The organism is Maribacter confluentis (genome assembly GCF_030505015.1).
Taxonomy (GTDB): Bacteria; Bacteroidota; Bacteroidia; order Flavobacteriales; family Flavobacteriaceae; genus Maribacter; species Maribacter sedimenticola.
The window spans coordinates 766176-783642 of the sequence record NZ_JAUKUC010000001.1 but is presented as its reverse complement, the minus strand read 5'-3'; the positions used below and the strand labels follow the sequence as shown (position 1 = coordinate 783642).

Genomic DNA, 17467 nt, shown 5'->3' with positions numbered 1-17467 from the left:
GAAATGAGCGAACTGAGTGTAAAACACTTATTGGGAATCAAATATCTTAATGAATCTGATATTCAGCTTATTTTTGAAACTGCCGATCATTTTAAGGAGGTAATCAATAGATCTATTAAAAAGGTTCCTTCTCTACGTGATATTACCATTGCCAATATCTTTTTTGAAAATAGTACACGTACTAAATTGTCTTTTGAATTGGCGGAAAAAAGGCTATCTGCAGATGTGCTTAATTTTTCAGCTAGCCAATCATCCGTAAAAAAAGGTGAAACACTTATAGATACCGTAAACAACATTTTGTCCATGAAAGTGGATATGGTTGTAATGCGGCATCCTAACCCTGGTGCGGGCATATTTCTTTCCAAGCATGTAAAGGCGTCAATAGTCAATGCTGGTGACGGTGCACATGAACATCCTACACAGGCCTTATTGGATTCCTATTCCATTAGGGAAAAATTAGGGGACGTAGCCGGTAAGAATGTAGTTATAGTGGGTGATATTCTGCATTCTAGGGTGGCATTGTCAAATATATTCGCCTTAAAATTGCAAGGGGCAAACGTTAAGGTTTGCGGACCAAAGACCTTATTGCCAAAATATATTGAATCGCTTGGTGTGGGTGTGGAAACAAATTTAAGAAAAGCTTTGGATTGGTGCGATGTTGCCAATATGTTAAGAATACAAAATGAACGTTTGGACATCAGTTACTTCCCCACTACGAGGGAGTATACCCAACAATTTGGTGTAAATAAAAAGTTATTGGACAGTTTGGACAAAGAAATCGTCATAATGCACCCGGGTCCAATTAACAGGGGCGTGGAAATTACAAGCGATGTTGCGGACTCTAAACAATCCATCATTTTAAATCAGGTAGAAAACGGGGTGGCCATACGTATGGCCGTAATTTATTTATTGGCATCTAAAATAAAGTAATATGGTTTTTAATAATGAGGAATCACTGATAATCATATCCCAGGAAAACATTTCCATAGACATCTTTTTACAAAATTTAGAGAAGGAATATTCCAAGCTAAAGAATGATAATTTAGTCGTGGACCTTTTGGGTTTTTCAAAGTTTACTCCGTACAACGTCTTGTCTTTTTTGGAAATTTCCAAGAAGCATAAGAAAAACGGTAAATCGTTTGTGTTGGTTTCCGGCAAGGTTTCCTATGATGATGTACCCGAAGAAATCAATTTGGTACCTACCTTACAAGAAGCACGTGATATTGTGGAAATGGAGGAGATAGAGAGGGATTTGGGTATCTAAGTCCAAATTTCAGTTGTTTTAAGTCTGATTGTATAAGGTCTTTAATGAAGCTGCAACAATTTTGTTGGTAGTGCAAATTTTTATTGTAATTGTCTATGCGTCTTACCATTTTGGGTTGTTATGCTGCAACTCCTCGAACGTTAACAAATCCTACGGCACAAGTTTTGGAAATCAATGGGCATATTTTGTTGTTGGATTGTGGCGAGGGTACGCAAGTACAATTACGTAAGCATAAGGTCAAGTTTTCTAGAATCAATCATATTTTTATTTCCCATTTACACGGAGATCATTTTTTTGGTCTGCCAGGTTTTATTTCTACAATGAGGCTTTTGGGTAGAGAAAAAGAATTACATATCTATGGACCAAAAGGTATTAAGGAAGCAATTACCTTACTGATGAAATTGGGAGATTCTTGGACCAACTATCCGCTAATATTTCATGAACTTACCGGTATTGGGCCTGAGCTTATTTTTGAGGATGCCAAAATTTCGGTAACGACCATACCATTGTCCCATAGAATATATACCAACGGATTTTTGATTAAGGAGAAATTGGCCAAACGTAAATTGAATATAGAGGCGGTAGAAGCGTACGGTATAGATATAGCCTATTATCGTAATATTCAAAACGGTAAGGATATAATATTGGATGATGGAACCTTAATTTCCAATAACGAGTTGACTTATGACCCTGCACCTCCAAAATCGTATGCTTTCTGTAGTGATACGGTTTATACCAAAGAAACCGCCAAATATGTTAAGGGTGTGGATGTTCTGTATCATGAATCTACTTTTTTGGAATCAGAGGCGCAATTGGCCACTAAAACTAAACATTCGACCGCCATGCAGGCTGCAAAGATAGCAAAGCAGGCCAATGTTAAGGATTTGATATTGGGGCATTATTCTACTCGTTATAAAAGTATAGATTTGTTTAAGCAAGAAGCAGAGACCATATTTGCGAACGTGCACTTGGCAGATGACGGGCGCGTATTCAATTTTTAAATTTTATGCGCATTTTATACCGCTAATATTCCTTTTCTTTTTAGAACTTTGTTTATCTTGTTTTTAAGAAGAAAATAATGCAGAAAGACTTAAGCGGATATAGAAAAACATATGAAAAAAGTGCCCTATTGGAAGATTATATTTCCGATAATCCAATGCAATTGTTTCAAACTTGGTTTTATGAGGTTGAAGAATCTAACGGAATAGATGAACCAAATGCCATGACCGTATCTACGGTTGGTTTGGACGGTTTTCCAAAAAGTAGGGTAGTGCTTCTCAAAAAATATACACATGAAGGGTTTGTTTTTTATACTAATTACAATAGTGAAAAGGGGAAGGCCATACAAGAAAATTCCAAGGTGTGTATTTCCTTTTTTTGGCCAAATTTAGAACGCCAGGTTATCATTAAGGGAAATGCTGAAAAATTGGCCAAAAACTTATCTGATGGTTATTTTGAATCTAGACCAGATGGTAGTAAGTTGGGGGCTTTGGTTTCGGATCAAAGTTCGGTGATAACTTCAAGAGAAGTATTGGAAAGTAAATTACAGGAACTGGAAAAGGAATATGCCGGTAAGGAAATTTCTAGGCCAGAGCATTGGGGTGGTTATTTGGTAAGACCGGTATCCATTGAATTTTGGCAAGGTAGGCCCAATAGGTTGCACGATCGTATTAGATATTCGCTTATCAATGGTGTAGATTGGAAAATGGAACGGTTGGCACCATAAAACGGAAGTAGCAATCATGAAAAATTTATTATTAATGCGTCATGGGAAGTCATCATGGGAACTGAACGTTGGCGATCAGGACAGGCCACTTGGCCAAAGGGGAATAACAGATGCACATCTGGTAGGTAAAGAATTGGCAAAACATAATTATAGCATAGATCATGTTTACTCCAGCCCCGCCAATAGGGCCTTACATACGTGCATGATATGTATTGGTGAAATGGGCCATTCCCTAAAGGATTTTAGCATAGTTAATGATCTTTATGATTTTTCCGGAGAAAGGGTTATCAATGTAATCAGGCATTTGGATAATGCTTTGGAGACTGTTTTAATTTTTGGCCATAACCACGCATTTACTTACTTGGCAAATCTATTTGGGGACAAACATCTTGAAAATGTGCCCACTAGTGGATTTGTACATATACAATTTAAAGAAAGTTCTTGGGCGGCAATTACCCAAGGCGCTACAATACAAACTATTTTTCCAAAGCAATTAAAGGCATGGTAAGAAACAATAACCAATATGTAAATAGAGAGATTAGCTGGCTGTGGTTCAACGAAAGGGTTTTACAGGAAAGTGCCGATAAAAATGTACCGCTGATTGAACGACTCCGATTTTTAGGAATCTTCTCCAATAATTTGGATGAATTTTTTAAGGTAAGGTATGCTACCGTTAAACGTATAGTAGAGGCGGGCAGAAATGGTAAAAGTGTTTTGGGGGAGAGAAGGCTAAAGATCTTTTGGAAGAAATCACCAAAATTGTAATTGATCAGCAGACCAAAAGTTTGGAGATTCTTAAACAGATAGAACATGAACTAGAGGCAAAAAATATATTTATTTTAAAGGAAACCGAGTTGAACGAACGCCAAAAGGAATTCGTTAAGGCCTATTTCTTAAAGGAAGTAAGTCCGCAGCTCATGACCATTATTTTAAATGATCTTACCCAGTTTCCTACATTAAAAGATACTGCGGCATATTTGGCCGTAAAAATGGTCATAAAAGGTGATCAGCGAAAAAAGGAAAAGCGCTATGCTTTAATTGAAATACCAAAAGGTATAGACCGTTTTGTGGCCCTTCCGGAAGAAAACGGCAAAAGCTATATCATTATTCTGGATGATATGATCAGATATTGTTTGGATAATATCTTTACCATGTTTGAGTATGATTCCATCACCGCACATATGATTAAAATAACCAGGGATGCCGAGTTGGATATGGACAATGACCTGAGCAAAAGTTTTATCGAAAAAATATCCTCCAGTGTAGAGCATAGGAAAATAGGTGATCCTGTTCGTTTTGTATATGATAAAAGTATAGAAAAGGATACGTTGACATTCTTAAAGGAGAAAATGAATATTGAGGATACCGACAGTGTTATACCCGGTGGTAGATATCATAACCGAAGGGATTATATGGGCTTTCCTAGCTTAGGCAGAAAGGATCTGTTGTATGACAAGATTACTCCATTGCCGGTAAAAGGCTTAAGTGTAGAAGGTAGTATTTTGGAAAGTATTGCTAAAAAGGATTACCTACAGTATACTCCCTACCATACGTTTACCTATATATTGAAATTTTTGCGTGAAGCTGCCTTGGACCCTAAGGTTAGATCCATAAAAATAACGGTGTATAGATTGGCAAGCAATTCACAAGTTGCAGCCTCTTTGATCAATGCCGTTAAAAATGGAAAGCAGGTAACCGTACAGATAGAGTTACAGGCCAGATTTGATGAACAAGCAAATATAGAATATGCAGAACAGCTTCAAGCAGAAGGTGTTAAGCTTATTTTTGGTGTGCCAGGTTTAAAGGTTCATAGTAAAATTTGTCTTATAGAGCGTGAGGAAGGTGATATCATTAAAAGGTACGGTTTTATAAGCACCGGTAACTTTAATGAGTCCACAGCCAGAATTTACACGGATTATACTTTGTTTACCGCCCATGATCCCATATTAAAGGAATTGAACAAAGTGTTCGACTTTTTTGAAACTACCTATAAAATCAATAAGTACAAGCATTTAATAGTTTCGCCCCACTATACAAAAAATGCGTTTATGAAACTTATAGATGTGGAAATTGCCAATGCTATCTTGGGCAAAGAGGCCTATATAAAGATAAAAATGAACAGTTTTACTTCTTATAAAATGGTCGACAAACTTTATGAAGCAAGTAGGGCGGGGGTAAAGATCCAGTTAATCATAAGAGGTATATGTTGCTTAGTACCAGGAATTAAAGGTATGAGTGAAAACATAGAAGCCATTAGTGTAGTCGATAAATTTTTGGAGCATACCAGACTATTCGCATTTGCCAATGGAGGAAATCCAAAAGTTTACATCTCTTCTGCAGATTGGATGACAAGAAACCTTGATTATAGGGTTGAGGTTGGTTGTCCTATATATGATGAGGATATTAAAAAAGAGTTGATGGATACCTTTGAAATCTGTTGGAAAGATAATATGAAGGCACGTATTTTTTCTGAAAAGCAAGATAATGCCTATCGTAAGACAAAACCGCCTAAAGTTAGGTCACAGTTTACTACTTATGAATATTATGCAAAAAACCTGAAAAAAGATAAAGGATAATATTATCCGTGGATAGATTCTTTGGTGCCAAGGTCTTTCATGATTTGGGCCTCATATTCCAAAAGGTTGTTCCATTTGGTATTGACCTCTTCCAATTGACCGTATTTACGGGCAAATTTTAGGAACATGGTATAATGACCAGCTTCGCTAACCATTAGTTTATGGTAAAAGTCGGCTAGTTTTTTATCTTCCAGTTCTTCAGAAAGTAATCTAAAACGCTCACAGCTACGTGCTTCGATAAGGGCGGCGTATAATAGTCTATGCACCAATTGGGTGGTCCTGCTTCCTCCTTTGGGAAAAAATTTTAGCAATTCAATGACATATTCATCCTTACGATCTCTGCCCAAGGTATTGCCTCGTTGCAAGATAAGGTCGTGTACCATTTTAAAATGACCCATTTCTTCCCTGGATAAAGCTATCATTTCCTCAACAAGTTCTGTATATTCAGGAAAACTAACGATTAGTGATATAGCCGTACTGGCAGCTTTCTGTTCACAATAGGCGTGATCGGTAAGGATTTCGTCAATATTTTTTTCTACAATATTCACCCATCTTGGGTCCGTGGGTAATTTTAAGCCTAACATACAATCATTTTATTCAAAATTATAAAGATTTTATCGACTTCACCAATATTATTCAAATAGCTTTAACAACTTACTAGTTAATAATAATTATTTTTGAGGTAAAGAGAATTCAGTAAGAAAATGCATGTTCAAAAAGAGATTCAGGATATATTGTTGAAATATGGAAAGCCGGAAAGTATTACGTGGCTAAATGATAAAATCTTAAAGATATCAGCTGACAGATCTTCTAAAGATTTGTTTATGGCTTATAGTATTTCAAACGTAAAATTTGATGGTTCTGAACCTGTAAATTTTGAAGGGGAAAAAAATGATACTGTCAATTATTTTAGGACACATTACGCAAGTTTATTGCAGATTGCCCGTATATATTTGCTCTCTGCGGTCCTAGAGCAGGACCTGGATTTTTATACCCCTAAGGTGGCCACTATTATAGAAGTGGCGGATACAGGTGAATTAGAGACTTTTTTAAAATACTTGGTATTATTGCCTAATCCAGAGGCCTATAAAAATACTGCAGTAGAGGCTTTACGTACTAATATTGCAACTGTGTTTGATGCCATTGCATTGAATAATCCATATCCTGCGACCTATTTTGATGAGCAACAGTGGAATCAAATGTATTTAAAGGCCGCTTTTATGGAGCGTGACCTGGGAAAAATAGAATCGATCGATCAACGCGCAAATAAGGATTTGGCAAGAATTATATCGGATTATGCCCATGAACGCTGGGCAGCTAAGCGAAAAGTTGACCCGTTATTTTGGAGACCGGTTACTACATTTTTAAATGAAGCTTTATTAGATGATATACAACGCCTCTTTGAAAGTGATGATGTTTGGGAAAATAGGGCAGCGGTTTTATGTTGTATACATTCTGGGAATCATAAGGCTTTGGAATTATTGAACAATTATCCAGAGGCCAAAGAAGAAGCGGAAACAAATAATATTAGTTGGAATACCCTTAAACAATAAATAGAATGAAAGATAAAATGATGTTTATTGACCCTCATGTTCATATGACGTCAAGAACTACAGATGATTATGAGGCAATGGCCAAAGCAGGTATTGTAGCGCTTATTGAACCTTCGTTTTGGTTAGGCCAACCACGGACTAAAGTAGGGTCTTTTCAAGATTACTACAGTAGTTTAGTGGGATGGGAGCCATTTAGGGCCAGCCAATTTGGAATACAACATTACTGTACAATTGGATTGAACTCTAAGGAAGCCAATAATGAGGCCTTAGCGGAACAGGTAATTGAACTTTTGCCATTATATGTTCATAAGGAGAATGTTGTTGCTATTGGGGAAATTGGATATGACGACCAAACTGCCGCTGAAGACAAATACTTTAGAATACAATTAGAATTGGCAAAGGAATTGGATATGGTGGTGCAAGTTCATACTCCGCACAGGGATAAAAAAGCGGGCACGATCAGAAGTATGGAAGTGTGTTTAGAGCATGGTTTAGACCCTAAAAGGGTTATAATAGACCATAATAATGAGGAAACGGTAGAAGAAGTATTGAACAGAGGATTTATTGCTGCATTTACCATTTATCCAAATACCAAAATGGGAAATGAGAGAATGGTTGAAGTGGTAAAGAAATATGGTAGTACAGATATTATAGTTGATAGTTCTGCGGATTGGGGCGTTAGTGATCCGCTTGCAGTACCAAAAACCGCATCCTTAATGTTAAAAAACGGTATTGCAGAGAAACATGTTAAAAAAACTTGTTATCAAAATGCTTTGGACGCCTTTGGTAAAAATGGAAAAATGAAGGAATCTGATTGGATGAATGCCAAAGGAATCGATCAAACTGAATTATATAACAATAATAGCGTTTTAAGGGGGCAAAATCCTAAAATTCAAAAAACTGATAAAATTCACTAATGAGGAAGGCTTTAAAGGGCTATTTAGAGCTAATGAGGCCTGCAAACCTACCAACTGCGGCAGCTGATATATTTGCGGGTATTGCTATTATTTTATATTTACGGAATATTGAAGTTCTTTCATTTTTAAGCGAGAATGGGGGTGATGTATTTTTATTGGTATTTTCATCAATTGCATTATATGCGGGCGGAGTGGTATTTAACGATGTTTTTGATGCTGAATTAGATGCTCTGGAAAGACCTGAAAGAGCCATACCAAGCGGACGCGTACCTAAACGAAATGCCCTTTATTTTGGTGCCATTTTAATTTTGATAGGAATTGCCTTGGCATTTAAATGTACCGTATTATCAGGAATTATATCTGTGGTCTTAACGACGGCTATTTTAACGTATGATGGTTATTTTAAGCAGTTTGGTTTTGCTGGTCCATTAAATATGGGTATTTGCCGCGGTTTAAACCTTTTAATGGGGCTGTCTATTTTAGGAAGTCTTACGCATTGGTATATTTCCTTGGTCCCGGTCGTATATATTTTTGCCATTACCTTAATCAGTAGAGGAGAGGTTCATGGTGATAATAAAAAGCATATAGTTTGGGCAGGTATTTTGTATACAATAGTCTTCCTGTCCATAGCGTTAATAACAGTAGTAAAAACGGATAATATGTTGGTGTTGGTACCGTTTTTATTGGCTTTTGCATTTTTTACCATTAAACCACTGATTAAAGCCTACAAGGACAATTCGCCAAAAAACATTAAAAAGGCGGTAATAGCAGGGGTTTTGTCGTTAATTATAATGAATGCTTGTTGGGTTGCCGGTTTTGCCAATTGGCAGCTAGCGTTGGCCGTTTTGTTGCTTTTACCTTTATCCATATTATTATCTAAATTGTTTGCAGTAACCTAAAATTTATATGCAGTTACCATCTATAAAACAGTCTTTTAAAGTAGAGTATGAATATCAACTCTATTTCACAACAGGACTTTTCAATATTCAAAATTCATTGTTCACAACGTTAATAGCGGATTACAAGACTTTTGAGCCGGTTAAATTATTGTTCATTGTGGATGATGGTGTTCAAAACCATCACCCAGACCTAGTTTCCCAAATAAGTGCATATTGCAAGGCCAATGAAGCGGTAATGAAGTTTACGGGTAGTATTGTGGTTCCTGGGGGGGAACAGGTCAAGAATGGTAACGATTCCATAGATTCCGTTTTAAAGGGAATAAATACCCATAAGATCTGTCGTCATTCTTTTGTAATTGCTATTGGTGGGGGAGCCGTTATAGACATGGTCGGTTATGCTGCGGCAATTGCCCATAGGGGAGTAAAATTAATACGTATACCTACAACGGTGCTTTCCCAGAACGATTCTGCCGTAGGGGTAAAGAATAGTGTAAATGCATTCAAGAAAAAAAATTTTTTAGGGACTTTTGCACCTCCATATGCAATTATCAATGATAGCGGTTTTTTACGAACCCTGGAACAACGAGATTGGATTTCCGGAATTGCCGAGGCGATCAAAGTAGCATTGATAAAGGATAACAATTTTTTTAAATACATTGCGGATAACGCAATTGCCTTAAAAAACAGGGAAATGGAACCCATGCAATATGTAATCTACAAATGTGCGGAAATGCACATGCACCATATTGCGCAAGGGGGCGACCCATTTGAGTCGGGCTCTTCAAGACCTTTGGATTTTGGACACTGGGCTGCACATAAGATGGAGTTCATGACCAACTATGAACTACGCCATGGAGAGGCTGTTGCAAAGGGAATTGCCTTAGATGTTACCTATGCACATTTGATCGGTTTAATATCAGATGCCGACCTACAACATGTTTTGGATGTAATGATACATATAGGTTTTGACCTTTCGCTTCCCGTTAAGTCATCAGGTGAAATTGATACGCTGCTTAATGGTTTAGAGGAATTTCGGGAACATTTGGGGGGTGAACTGACCATAACACTAATTGCAGGGTTAGGAGTAAAACATGATGTACATACTATAGATTTACAACTTATGAAGCAAGCCGTTGTAAGACTAAACCATCAATTTGCATTAAACTAAGGACATGCTGGTAATTAAGGATCTTCACGTAACATATTGTACTAATATACACCGGGTCAAGATTGGAAAAGCACTTTTGACAGTATTCAGGAACATGTACCGAAAATTAAAAGTAAGGTTTCAGCTACTGCTCCATTTGGATTAGGGCTCAGGTTATCCAATAAAGCAAGTGAGGAGCTTGAAATTGGTTCAAATATGGCCACTTTTCAAGAATGGTTGATCCAAAATGAAGTGTATGTATTTACCATGAACGGTTTTCCGTACGGCAATTTTCATGATGAACGGGTAAAGGATTTAGTCCATGCTCCGGACTGGACTACCAATGAACGGGTGATATATACCAAACGCATGATCAAACAATTGTCGGTGTTGTTGCCTAACGGATTAAATGGGGGTATATCAACATCGCCAATTACTTATAAATATTGGTACAAAACAACAAAAGAAACTGTAAAGGCATTTGAAATTGGTGCCAAGCATATGATTCAAGTGGCAGATTATTTGCTGGAACTGGAAAAGACCGCAGGTAAATATATGCATCTGGATATTGAACCGGAACCGGACGGACTTTTGGAAAATAGCGATGAGGTTTTACATTTCTTTTCCACGTATTTGCTTCCAATAGGAATTCCCTTCTTCAAGGCAAAATTAGGCTTGAGTGATGCTGAGGCCGCTTTGCTCATCAAAAGATATATAACTGTTTGTTACGATATTTGCCATTTTTCATTGGCGTATGAAGAACCAAAAGATACTTTTTCCAAGTTTAGGGACCAGCAGATTAGAATTGGTAAAATACAAGTAAGTGCCGCATTGAAAATACTATTTGATGGTGAAAATAATGAAGCAATTTGGAGCGAACTTTCAAAGTTTAACGAGCCTACATACCTGCATCAAGTAACGGAAAAAATAGATGATAGGGTAAAAACCTATAGTGATCTCCCTGAAGTTTTGGACAAAAGAGAGGAACATCAAGAATTACGAGCGCATTACCATGTACCTTTATTTTTAGAAACGTACGGGGCGTTATATTCCACTCAAGACCATATAATAAAAGCGTTAGATTATATAAGGGATAATCCTGTTACAGAACATTTAGAAATAGAAACATATACTTGGGACGTACTTCCTCAGGATTTAAAACAAGATTTATCGGTATCCATTATTAGAGAAATAGAATGGTTAAAATCACGCCTATAAAATGAACAAAACGGTAGTTATAAATGTAGTTGGGTTAACAAAAAGATTAATAGGGGAACACACACCATTTATTAAGTCGTTTCTAGAAAGAGGGAGCGCATCGTATATACAGCCAATTTTGCCAGCGGTTACTTGCTCGGTGCAATCTACGTATGTAACCGGAAAATGGCCTTCTGAACATGGAGTTGTGGGAAATGGGTGGTATTTTAAAGATGAATGTGAAGTAAAATTTTGGCGGCAATCCAATAAATTGGTACAGCAAAATAAAATTTGGGACGATTTAAAAGCAAAACACCCAGATTTTACGTGTGCCAATCATTTTTGGTGGTACAATATGTATTCTAATGTTGACTTTAGTATAACCCCAAGACCTAATTATTTGGCGGATGGCAGAAAGATTCCAGATATTTATTCGTATCCTGCAGCATTAAGGGACAAAATGCAGGCTACACTTGGCACATTTCCATTGTTTGAGTTTTGGGGACCTAAAACTACGATCAATTCTTCTAAATGGATTGCCAATGCGGCCTTATTGACGGATAAAGAGCATAATCCGGACCTAACTTTTATTTATTTACCACACTTAGATTATAATTTACAACGTTACGGGCTCGATTTTTCCATAATTGCAAAGGATTTGTTGGAAATAGATACCGTAATTAAAGATGTGGTGCTGCATTATGAAGCACTTGGTGCCAATGTAATCATATTGTCGGAATATGGAATTACAAATGTAAACAGGCCAATACATCTTAACAGGGTACTACGCAAAGCCGGATATTTGGCCATAAGAGAGGAGCGTGGGTTGGAACTTTTAGATGCTGGTGCAAGTAATGCATTTGCAGTTGCAGACCATCAAATTGCGCATATTTATTGCAAGCATTTAGAGAGTATTCAAAAAATTGTAGATTTGATTACACCTTTAGAAGGTGTGGAGAAAGTGCTATATGGAGCAGCGTTAGATGAATATCATATTGCACACGAAAGATGCGGGGATATTGTAGTGGTAGCAGATAATAATTCTTGGTTCACGTATTATTTTTGGCTAGATGATGCTAAAGCTCCGGATTATGCCAGAATGGTAGATATCCATAAAAAACCTGGTTATGATCCTGTGGAAATGTTAACGGATCCCAAGGATAAATTGGTTATGGCAAAAGTTGTAGGTAAGCTGTTAAAGAAGAAATTGGGCTTTAGAACGGTAATGGATATTATACCGATTGATGCTACGCTTATAAAAGGGTCTCATGGTAGAATAACCGAAGATCAAGAGGATTTTCCAATTTTTATAAGCAATTATAAAACGGCTGTAAAGAAAGAAAGTATTACAGCAATAGAAGTGCGTGATCTTATTGAAGATCACCTCTTAAACTAACATGCTATGAAGGTATTATTTAAGATTTTGGGTTATGTATTCGCTATTTTGTTCGCTGTTGGTGCCATTTTGCAATATAACGACCCAGATGCTATGCTTTGGGTAGCGATCTATGTAATTGCCGCCGCAATTTCCTTGGCATTTGCCATACAAAAAATTGGATTTAAGCCACTTATTCTTTTGGGAATTTTGTGTTGTGTAGGATTTTTGTATTTGTATCCATCTAATTTTCAAGGATTTGATTTGAATGATGGTGATATAAAAACCGTTGAGTTGGGTAGGGAAGCCTTTGGTCTTATAATTATTGGTGTAGTCTTTTTAATTTTTGGATTTCGCGTAAAGAGTAAATTATAGATCAAGGTCAAATTCTTGTCTTAGCAAATCAATAACAGGATTTTTTTCACGTAATTTTTGATATTTTTCCTCTGGGGTAAAGGCGAATTTTTTAGCGGATGCCTCATTGACCCCGATTTCTAAAGTTATAAAATGATTGTTTAGCTTGGTGCGTAAATATTCCATTAACTCAAATTGTTCTCGCTCTATTTCCTTCTTCATGGTTCCGTTAGGAAGTTCTATATGAATAATGAAATTTTCCTTAAGCTTAGGAACATCGGTATGGAGGTTAGAGGCTAAAATTTTCTGTCCTTTACGATCAATAATCTCTACAAAATCTGCCCAATGTTTGCGTAATTCTTCCTCGGTAAAGGCATTTTTTGGTAAGTTGTTTTCATCAATTACCACTTCAACCTTGTTCTGTTCATGTAATTTCTTGGCATTTAAGCTAGAAATAGATAAACCGGATACCCGTTTTTTAGGAATATTGATATTGATTTTCTTGGGAACCAATTCATTGGGCTCCGTAGTACTTTTGTCAATTTTTGGCTCTACCTGAGCACTTTGCGTACTTTTAAAAAGTACAGGTTCCTTTACGCTTGTTTCGGGTTGTAAGACAACCTCTTCACCTTCCTGTACTTTTGGCAAATTGGGTTCAGTCTTATGTTCTGCCCCAGCTAGTTGTTGCGGCTCCTGTTTTGGGTTGTTAGGAGATTGCTGTTGCGTTTCATAGTTGAGCTCCTTATTGCTACTTGCCGTGACATTTATTGCCTTATGTTTTTTTGGTCTTGGAAATTGCTTGTAAAAAGAGGATGGAGCAATAAAATCTATGGTAGTATTATCAAGAGCTACCGATTCAGGATTTTTTTTTTCTCCATCAAAATCGATAGAGGCAAGTTTCATTAGGGTAAGTTCCACCAAAAGGCGCTGATTTTTACTGGTCTTGTATTTTAAATCGCAATCATTGGCAATGGTCAAGGCATGCAATAAAAAAGCGGGAGCGGTTTTTTTACTTTGTTCCCTGTACAATTGTTGTGCAGCTTCACCAACCTCTAAAAGGGTAATGGTATCCGGATGCTGGCAAACCATCAAATCTCTAAAATGTGATGCTAAACCGGCAATAAAATGATGTCCGTCAAATCCTAGGGACAAAGTTTTATTAAACAGCAGCAATAGATTTGGGATGTCATGTTCTAAAATAAAATCGGTAGCTTCAAAGTACGTGTCGTAATCCAAAACATTTAGATTCTCAGTAACCGCTTTACGTGTTAGTTCGCTACCGGAAAAACTGACAACCCTATCAAAAATTGAAAGCGCGTCGCGCATGGCGCCATCTGCCTTTTGAGCAATGATATGTAAGGCATCTTCCTCAGCATTGATGCCTTGGCTTTCCGCAATATATTTTAAATATTCAGCGGCATCTTTAACGGTAATTCTCTTGAAATCAAATATTTGACATCTGGAAAGTATCGTTGGTATAATCTTGTGTTTTTCAGTGGTGGCCAAAATAAATATGGCGTGCTTTGGCGGTTCTTCCAGGGTTTTCAAGAAAGCGTTGAAAGCAGATTGAGACAACATATGTACCTCATCTATAATATATACTTTATACTTACCTACCTGTGGGGGTATACGTACTTGGTCTATAAGGTTTCTAATGTCATCTACGGAGTTATTGGAGGCCGCATCCAACTCAAAAATATTAAAGGCAAAATCTTCGTCTTCACCTTCGGTACCATCACTGTTGATTTGTTTGGCCAATATTCGTGCGCAAGTGGTCTTACCAACACCTCTGGGCCCACAGAACAATAAAGCTTGTGCCAAATGATTCTTGTCAATGGCGTTTTGCAATGTATTGGTAATGGCCTGTTGCCCTACAACGTCCTTAAAGGTTTGAGGTCTGTATTTACGTGCCGATACAATAAATGGTTCCAAAAGTATACGATGATTTATGCTATTACAAATATAAATATAGTGCTTAATTCTAAAGTGAATTAAGGCTGGAGATCATCCTTAGTTATCAACAATTGCAGTACATTTGCGCAACGCAGGCCACCTTATCGCGGATTATCCCCATTAATTTGGGATAAAACGAGGAAAGTCCGGACACCATAGTGCAGTATAGCGGGTAACGCCCGCCCACTGAAAAGTGAGGACAAGTGCAACAGAAAGCAAGTACAGTTAGGCTGTAGTGAAACCAGGTAAACTCTATACGGTGAAACGTCATGTAAATCGATACTTGAGGGCTGCACGCCCAAGTCGAAGGGTAGGCGGTTAGAACCTTGGGGCAACCCAAGGTCTAGATAAATGATAAGGCAATTCTGAATTTGTTTTCAGAACGAACAGAATCCGGCTTATGGCCTGCTTTTTTTATGGAATCAACAAAGTTTCAATTTTTCAGCTGGCCCTATTGAAAAAGGAAAGAACTTGTGAATAGGGTTGACGCAATGAGCGCATCTATTGTTCTTTAAAAAAGCTAAAAACACTACCACCATATTTTCGTGAATTACTATAATGGGGCAAATGGTCCAAACTGGTACGTTTGGAATGTTCAATGATCAAAACGCCACCCTCTAATAAAAGGTTATTTTCAAATACCAATTGCGGAATTTTTTCAAAATCGGCCAAATCCATATCATAAAAGGGGTCACAGAAAATTATATCGAACTGCTCGGTATTACGTTGAAGAAAAGCAAAAACATCGCTTTTAAATGTCCTAATGTTCATCTCCAACATGTCAACGGTTTTTTCTATAAAGTCTATGCAACCTGCATGTGCATCTATAGCGAGGATATCTTCAACGCCCCTTGATGAAAACTCATAGCTTATATTTCCTGTCCCTGCAAATAGGTCCAACACCTTAAGGTCTGGAAAATAATAGGAATTATGTAAAATGTTGAACAGGCTTTCTTTGGCCATATCCTTTGTAGGTCTTACCGGTAACTTTTTTGGGGCGATCAAATTTCGCCCTTTATGTTTTCCTGAGATGATGCGCATTATAAGGTATTGATAAGAGTGAAGTCCATTGTAGATGTAAAAGGACTCTCCATATTTATAGATGATGGTATAGTTGGGGTAAATATGCTTAAATGTTTAATATAGGTATGGCAAAGTTGAAAAATTGGGTCATCTTGGTCAATTGTTCCAAAAACCCTGACATTGGTAGTTTTGGGGTCTAGGTTCAATTGTTCCAGTACAAAAAGCACATAATAAATAAAATCTTCTTTTGTGGAATAGGTAAAGCTGTTATAAAGAATCAGCTTACGTAAGTTCAGTACGGTAACATCCATCTGTACTTCTTTGACATGAATATAGCAAACGGGCTCTTGGTCTTGGTTAAGATTGTTCATTAAGGATTGTAAAAGAACGGTACTGTTGTGCATATAGGTAAATTCGCCAAATAGATCATAAATGTAGTTGTTGACATTCATGTAAGGAACGTAAACAATGATAAGGTCTTGATTTTCAACTTCATCATATGCAAGAACGTCATTGGCCAATACCTTGGTGTTAAATTTTAAATATTCCAATAGGTTATCTTCGTTGAACAGTGATTTGGGTACCAAGCCAAACAGCGTATTTCTATGTACTGTTATCACTTCATCGAACGCCATTTGCTCTAAATTGTGTTTTTTAAAAAGCTTCACCAATTCTGCCTGTAAGGTCATAGGGTTCATCTCTTCAGAAAACACGACGGCATCGGAAATTATTAAATGCTGCGTAACAGTGTCTGCCACACAAAAAGAAAGTCCATTCAAGCTAACCTGAATGGACAATTTCTTAAAATGTTTATCCGCGATGTCTGTACGGTTATTGATCGTTTTTCTTGTCATAAACAGGAGGCCAGTTTCCGCTCGTACTTACTTCTTCCATTGATCCAACTTTAATAGATGGTCCGTTTACCTCTTCAACACTAATTGCGGCTTTTTCACGAGTCAAAAGATCTTTTGGTTGATCATAAAGAATTACGTCTTTGTCAACCTTAGCTTCAAATACAGGAGCTTTGTATCCACTCTTTTCAACGTAGCCGGCTTTCATTTCAAACTTTTCACCGTTTGGTGCCGTAGGTACATCCATTAAGCTCTTATATCTATTATCGGTCTTAAAAAGAGAATCTTTAACGGATACAAAACCTAAGGTGTCGATTATTTTTACTTCTTTAAGTAAGTCAATTTGATAAGTTTTGTCAAATTCCATAAAAGAAGAATCTCTCTGCTGTGTAATTATATATTTACCGGTATCGATAAAACGGATAAGACTATTAAAGTCATTCGCATATTTACCATTAACGGTTTTGTACGCTTCTTGAGAATTTCTAATATCTTTTAATTTAGCTACTACCTGGGCATAACGTTCTTGTTTTACCTCCTTAAACTTAATTGGTCCAGTAATGGAGTTATAAATTAGGTATCCTAAAGCGATACACCCAACCCAAAGTACAATCTGTATAATGGTCTTCATT

At 37.1% G+C, this 17467-nt stretch carries 17 protein-coding genes, 1 other RNA gene and 1 pseudogene; 14 read left to right on the top strand and 5 right to left on the bottom strand.

Annotated features, from left to right (window positions below; genetic code table 11):
• Positions 1 to 3 precede the first annotated feature (3 nt).
• The 6 genes and pseudogenes from Q2T41_RS03480 to ppk1 all read left to right on the top strand — a co-directional run bounded on the left by Q2T41_RS03480 (position 4) and on the right by ppk1 (position 5566).
• A complete protein-coding gene (locus Q2T41_RS03480; RefSeq protein WP_089259805.1) occupies positions 4 to 930 on the top strand; it encodes an aspartate carbamoyltransferase catalytic subunit in 927 nt (308 codons plus the stop codon).
• 1 nt (position 931) lies between these two features.
• Entirely contained in the window at positions 932 to 1264 is a 333-nt protein-coding gene (locus Q2T41_RS03475) for a ribonuclease Z (protein ID WP_304434964.1), read from the top strand.
• A 95-nt stretch (positions 1265 to 1359) separates the two neighbouring features.
• A complete protein-coding gene (locus tag Q2T41_RS03470; RefSeq protein ID WP_304434963.1) occupies positions 1360 to 2265 on the top strand; it encodes a ribonuclease Z in 906 nt (301 codons plus the stop codon).
• 77 nt (positions 2266 to 2342) lie between these two features.
• Positions 2343 to 2990, top strand: coding sequence for a pyridoxamine 5'-phosphate oxidase (gene pdxH, locus Q2T41_RS03465; RefSeq protein WP_089259808.1), 648 nt, complete (start codon positions 2343 to 2345; stop codon positions 2988 to 2990).
• A gap of 16 nt (positions 2991 to 3006) precedes the next feature.
• On the top strand, positions 3007 to 3498 hold the full coding sequence (locus Q2T41_RS03460; protein WP_304434962.1) for a SixA phosphatase family protein: 492 nt from the start codon (positions 3007 to 3009) through the stop codon (positions 3496 to 3498).
• Positions 3492 to 5566 (top strand): annotated as a pseudogene (gene ppk1 / locus Q2T41_RS03455) (polyphosphate kinase 1). The gene Q2T41_RS03460 and the pseudogene ppk1 overlap by 7 nt, the downstream one beginning before the upstream one ends.
• A 2-nt stretch (positions 5567 to 5568) precedes the next feature.
• Here ppk1 and Q2T41_RS03450 read toward each other — a convergent pair.
• Entirely contained in the window at positions 5569 to 6150 is a 582-nt protein-coding gene (locus tag Q2T41_RS03450; protein WP_304434961.1) for a MiaE family protein, read from the bottom strand.
• A 120-nt stretch (positions 6151 to 6270) separates the two neighbouring features.
• Here Q2T41_RS03450 and Q2T41_RS03445 point away from each other — a divergent pair, with 120 nt between their 5' ends.
• From Q2T41_RS03445 to Q2T41_RS03415, 7 genes are all read left to right on the top strand, one after another.
• Entirely contained in the window at positions 6271 to 7119 is an 849-nt protein-coding gene (locus Q2T41_RS03445; RefSeq protein ID WP_304434960.1) for an EboA domain-containing protein, read from the top strand.
• 5 nt (positions 7120 to 7124) lie between these two features.
• Positions 7125 to 8036, top strand: a complete 912-nt coding sequence (locus Q2T41_RS03440; protein ID WP_304434959.1) for a TatD family hydrolase — start codon at positions 7125 to 7127, stop codon at positions 8034 to 8036.
• Positions 8036 to 8935 carry a UbiA-like protein EboC gene (gene eboC / locus Q2T41_RS03435; protein ID WP_304434958.1) on the top strand — a complete coding sequence of 300 codons (900 nt, stop codon included), beginning with the start codon at positions 8036 to 8038 and terminating at the stop codon, positions 8933 to 8935. Before Q2T41_RS03440 ends, eboC begins: the two co-directional genes overlap by 1 nt.
• Positions 8936 to 8942: 7 nt before the next feature.
• Positions 8943 to 10103, top strand: coding sequence for a 3-dehydroquinate synthase (locus tag Q2T41_RS03430; protein WP_304434957.1), 1161 nt, complete (start codon positions 8943 to 8945; stop codon positions 10101 to 10103).
• 84 nt (positions 10104 to 10187) lie between these two features.
• The gene (gene eboE, locus Q2T41_RS03425) at positions 10188 to 11300 is read left to right on the top strand and encodes a metabolite traffic protein EboE (protein WP_367186904.1); all 1113 of its coding nucleotides are present in this window, start codon (positions 10188 to 10190) and stop codon (positions 11298 to 11300) included.
• A gap of 1 nt (position 11301) precedes the next feature.
• A complete protein-coding gene (locus Q2T41_RS03420; protein WP_304434956.1) occupies positions 11302 to 12675 on the top strand; it encodes an alkaline phosphatase family protein in 1374 nt (457 codons plus the stop codon).
• A gap of 6 nt (positions 12676 to 12681) precedes the next feature.
• Positions 12682 to 13029 (top strand): transmembrane 220 family protein, encoded by a 348-nt coding sequence (locus Q2T41_RS03415; protein WP_304434955.1) that lies wholly within the window; start codon positions 12682 to 12684, stop codon positions 13027 to 13029.
• Here the strand turns inward: Q2T41_RS03415 and Q2T41_RS03410 are convergent.
• Positions 13024 to 14940: a DNA polymerase III subunit gamma/tau gene (locus tag Q2T41_RS03410; protein ID WP_304434954.1), complete on the bottom strand. Its 1917-nt coding sequence runs from the start codon at positions 14938 to 14940 to the stop codon at positions 13024 to 13026. The genes Q2T41_RS03415 and Q2T41_RS03410 overlap by 6 nt on opposite strands.
• Positions 14941 to 15049: 109 nt before the next feature.
• Between Q2T41_RS03410 and rnpB the strand changes: the two genes are divergently transcribed.
• Positions 15050 to 15377: RNase P RNA component class A (gene rnpB, locus Q2T41_RS03405), an RNA gene on the top strand.
• Between the two features lie 85 nt (positions 15378 to 15462).
• On the opposite strand, the gene Q2T41_RS03400 is transcribed toward rnpB, so the two are convergent.
• Genes Q2T41_RS03400 through Q2T41_RS03390 form a run of 3 tightly spaced genes read right to left on the bottom strand, consistent with a single transcriptional unit; the run spans position 15463 to position 17466 of the window.
• Entirely contained in the window at positions 15463 to 16002 is a 540-nt protein-coding gene (locus tag Q2T41_RS03400; protein ID WP_089259820.1) for an RsmD family RNA methyltransferase, read from the bottom strand.
• Positions 16002 to 16838, bottom strand: coding sequence for a DUF3822 family protein (locus Q2T41_RS03395; protein WP_304434953.1), 837 nt, complete (start codon positions 16836 to 16838; stop codon positions 16002 to 16004). The genes Q2T41_RS03400 and Q2T41_RS03395 overlap by 1 nt, the downstream gene beginning before the upstream one ends.
• Positions 16816 to 17466, bottom strand: a complete 651-nt coding sequence (locus Q2T41_RS03390; RefSeq protein WP_089259822.1) for a hypothetical protein — start codon at positions 17464 to 17466, stop codon at positions 16816 to 16818. Before Q2T41_RS03390 ends, Q2T41_RS03395 begins: the two co-directional genes overlap by 23 nt.
• Between the last annotated feature and the right edge of the window lies 1 nt (position 17467).

Excerpts from the sequence above, each read along its gene's own strand:
- Q2T41_RS03480 (WP_089259805.1), top strand. The coding sequence starts at position 4 with ATGAGCGAACTGAGTGTAAAACACTTATTGGGAATCAAATATCTTAAT.
- Q2T41_RS03475 (WP_304434964.1), top strand. The coding sequence starts at position 932 with ATGGTTTTTAATAATGAGGAATCACTGATAATCATATCCCAGGAAAAC.
- Q2T41_RS03470 (WP_304434963.1), top strand. The coding sequence starts at position 1,360 with ATGCGTCTTACCATTTTGGGTTGTTATGCTGCAACTCCTCGAACGTTA.
- pdxH (WP_089259808.1), top strand. The coding sequence starts at position 2,343 with ATGCAGAAAGACTTAAGCGGATATAGAAAAACATATGAAAAAAGTGCC.
- Q2T41_RS03460 (WP_304434962.1), top strand. The coding sequence starts at position 3,007 with ATGAAAAATTTATTATTAATGCGTCATGGGAAGTCATCATGGGAACTG.
- Q2T41_RS03450 (WP_304434961.1), bottom strand. The coding sequence starts at position 6,150 with ATGTTAGGCTTAAAATTACCCACGGACCCAAGATGGGTGAATATTGTA.
- Q2T41_RS03445 (WP_304434960.1), top strand. The coding sequence starts at position 6,271 with ATGCATGTTCAAAAAGAGATTCAGGATATATTGTTGAAATATGGAAAG.
- Q2T41_RS03440 (WP_304434959.1), top strand. The coding sequence starts at position 7,125 with ATGAAAGATAAAATGATGTTTATTGACCCTCATGTTCATATGACGTCA.
- eboC (WP_304434958.1), top strand. The coding sequence starts at position 8,036 with ATGAGGAAGGCTTTAAAGGGCTATTTAGAGCTAATGAGGCCTGCAAAC.
- Q2T41_RS03430 (WP_304434957.1), top strand. The coding sequence starts at position 8,943 with ATGCAGTTACCATCTATAAAACAGTCTTTTAAAGTAGAGTATGAATAT.
- Q2T41_RS03420 (WP_304434956.1), top strand. The coding sequence starts at position 11,302 with ATGAACAAAACGGTAGTTATAAATGTAGTTGGGTTAACAAAAAGATTA.
- Q2T41_RS03415 (WP_304434955.1), top strand. The coding sequence starts at position 12,682 with ATGAAGGTATTATTTAAGATTTTGGGTTATGTATTCGCTATTTTGTTC.
- Q2T41_RS03400 (WP_089259820.1), bottom strand. The coding sequence starts at position 16,002 with ATGCGCATCATCTCAGGAAAACATAAAGGGCGAAATTTGATCGCCCCA.
- Q2T41_RS03395 (WP_304434953.1), bottom strand. The coding sequence starts at position 16,838 with ATGACAAGAAAAACGATCAATAACCGTACAGACATCGCGGATAAACAT.
- Q2T41_RS03390 (WP_089259822.1), bottom strand. The coding sequence starts at position 17,466 with ATGAAGACCATTATACAGATTGTACTTTGGGTTGGGTGTATCGCTTTA.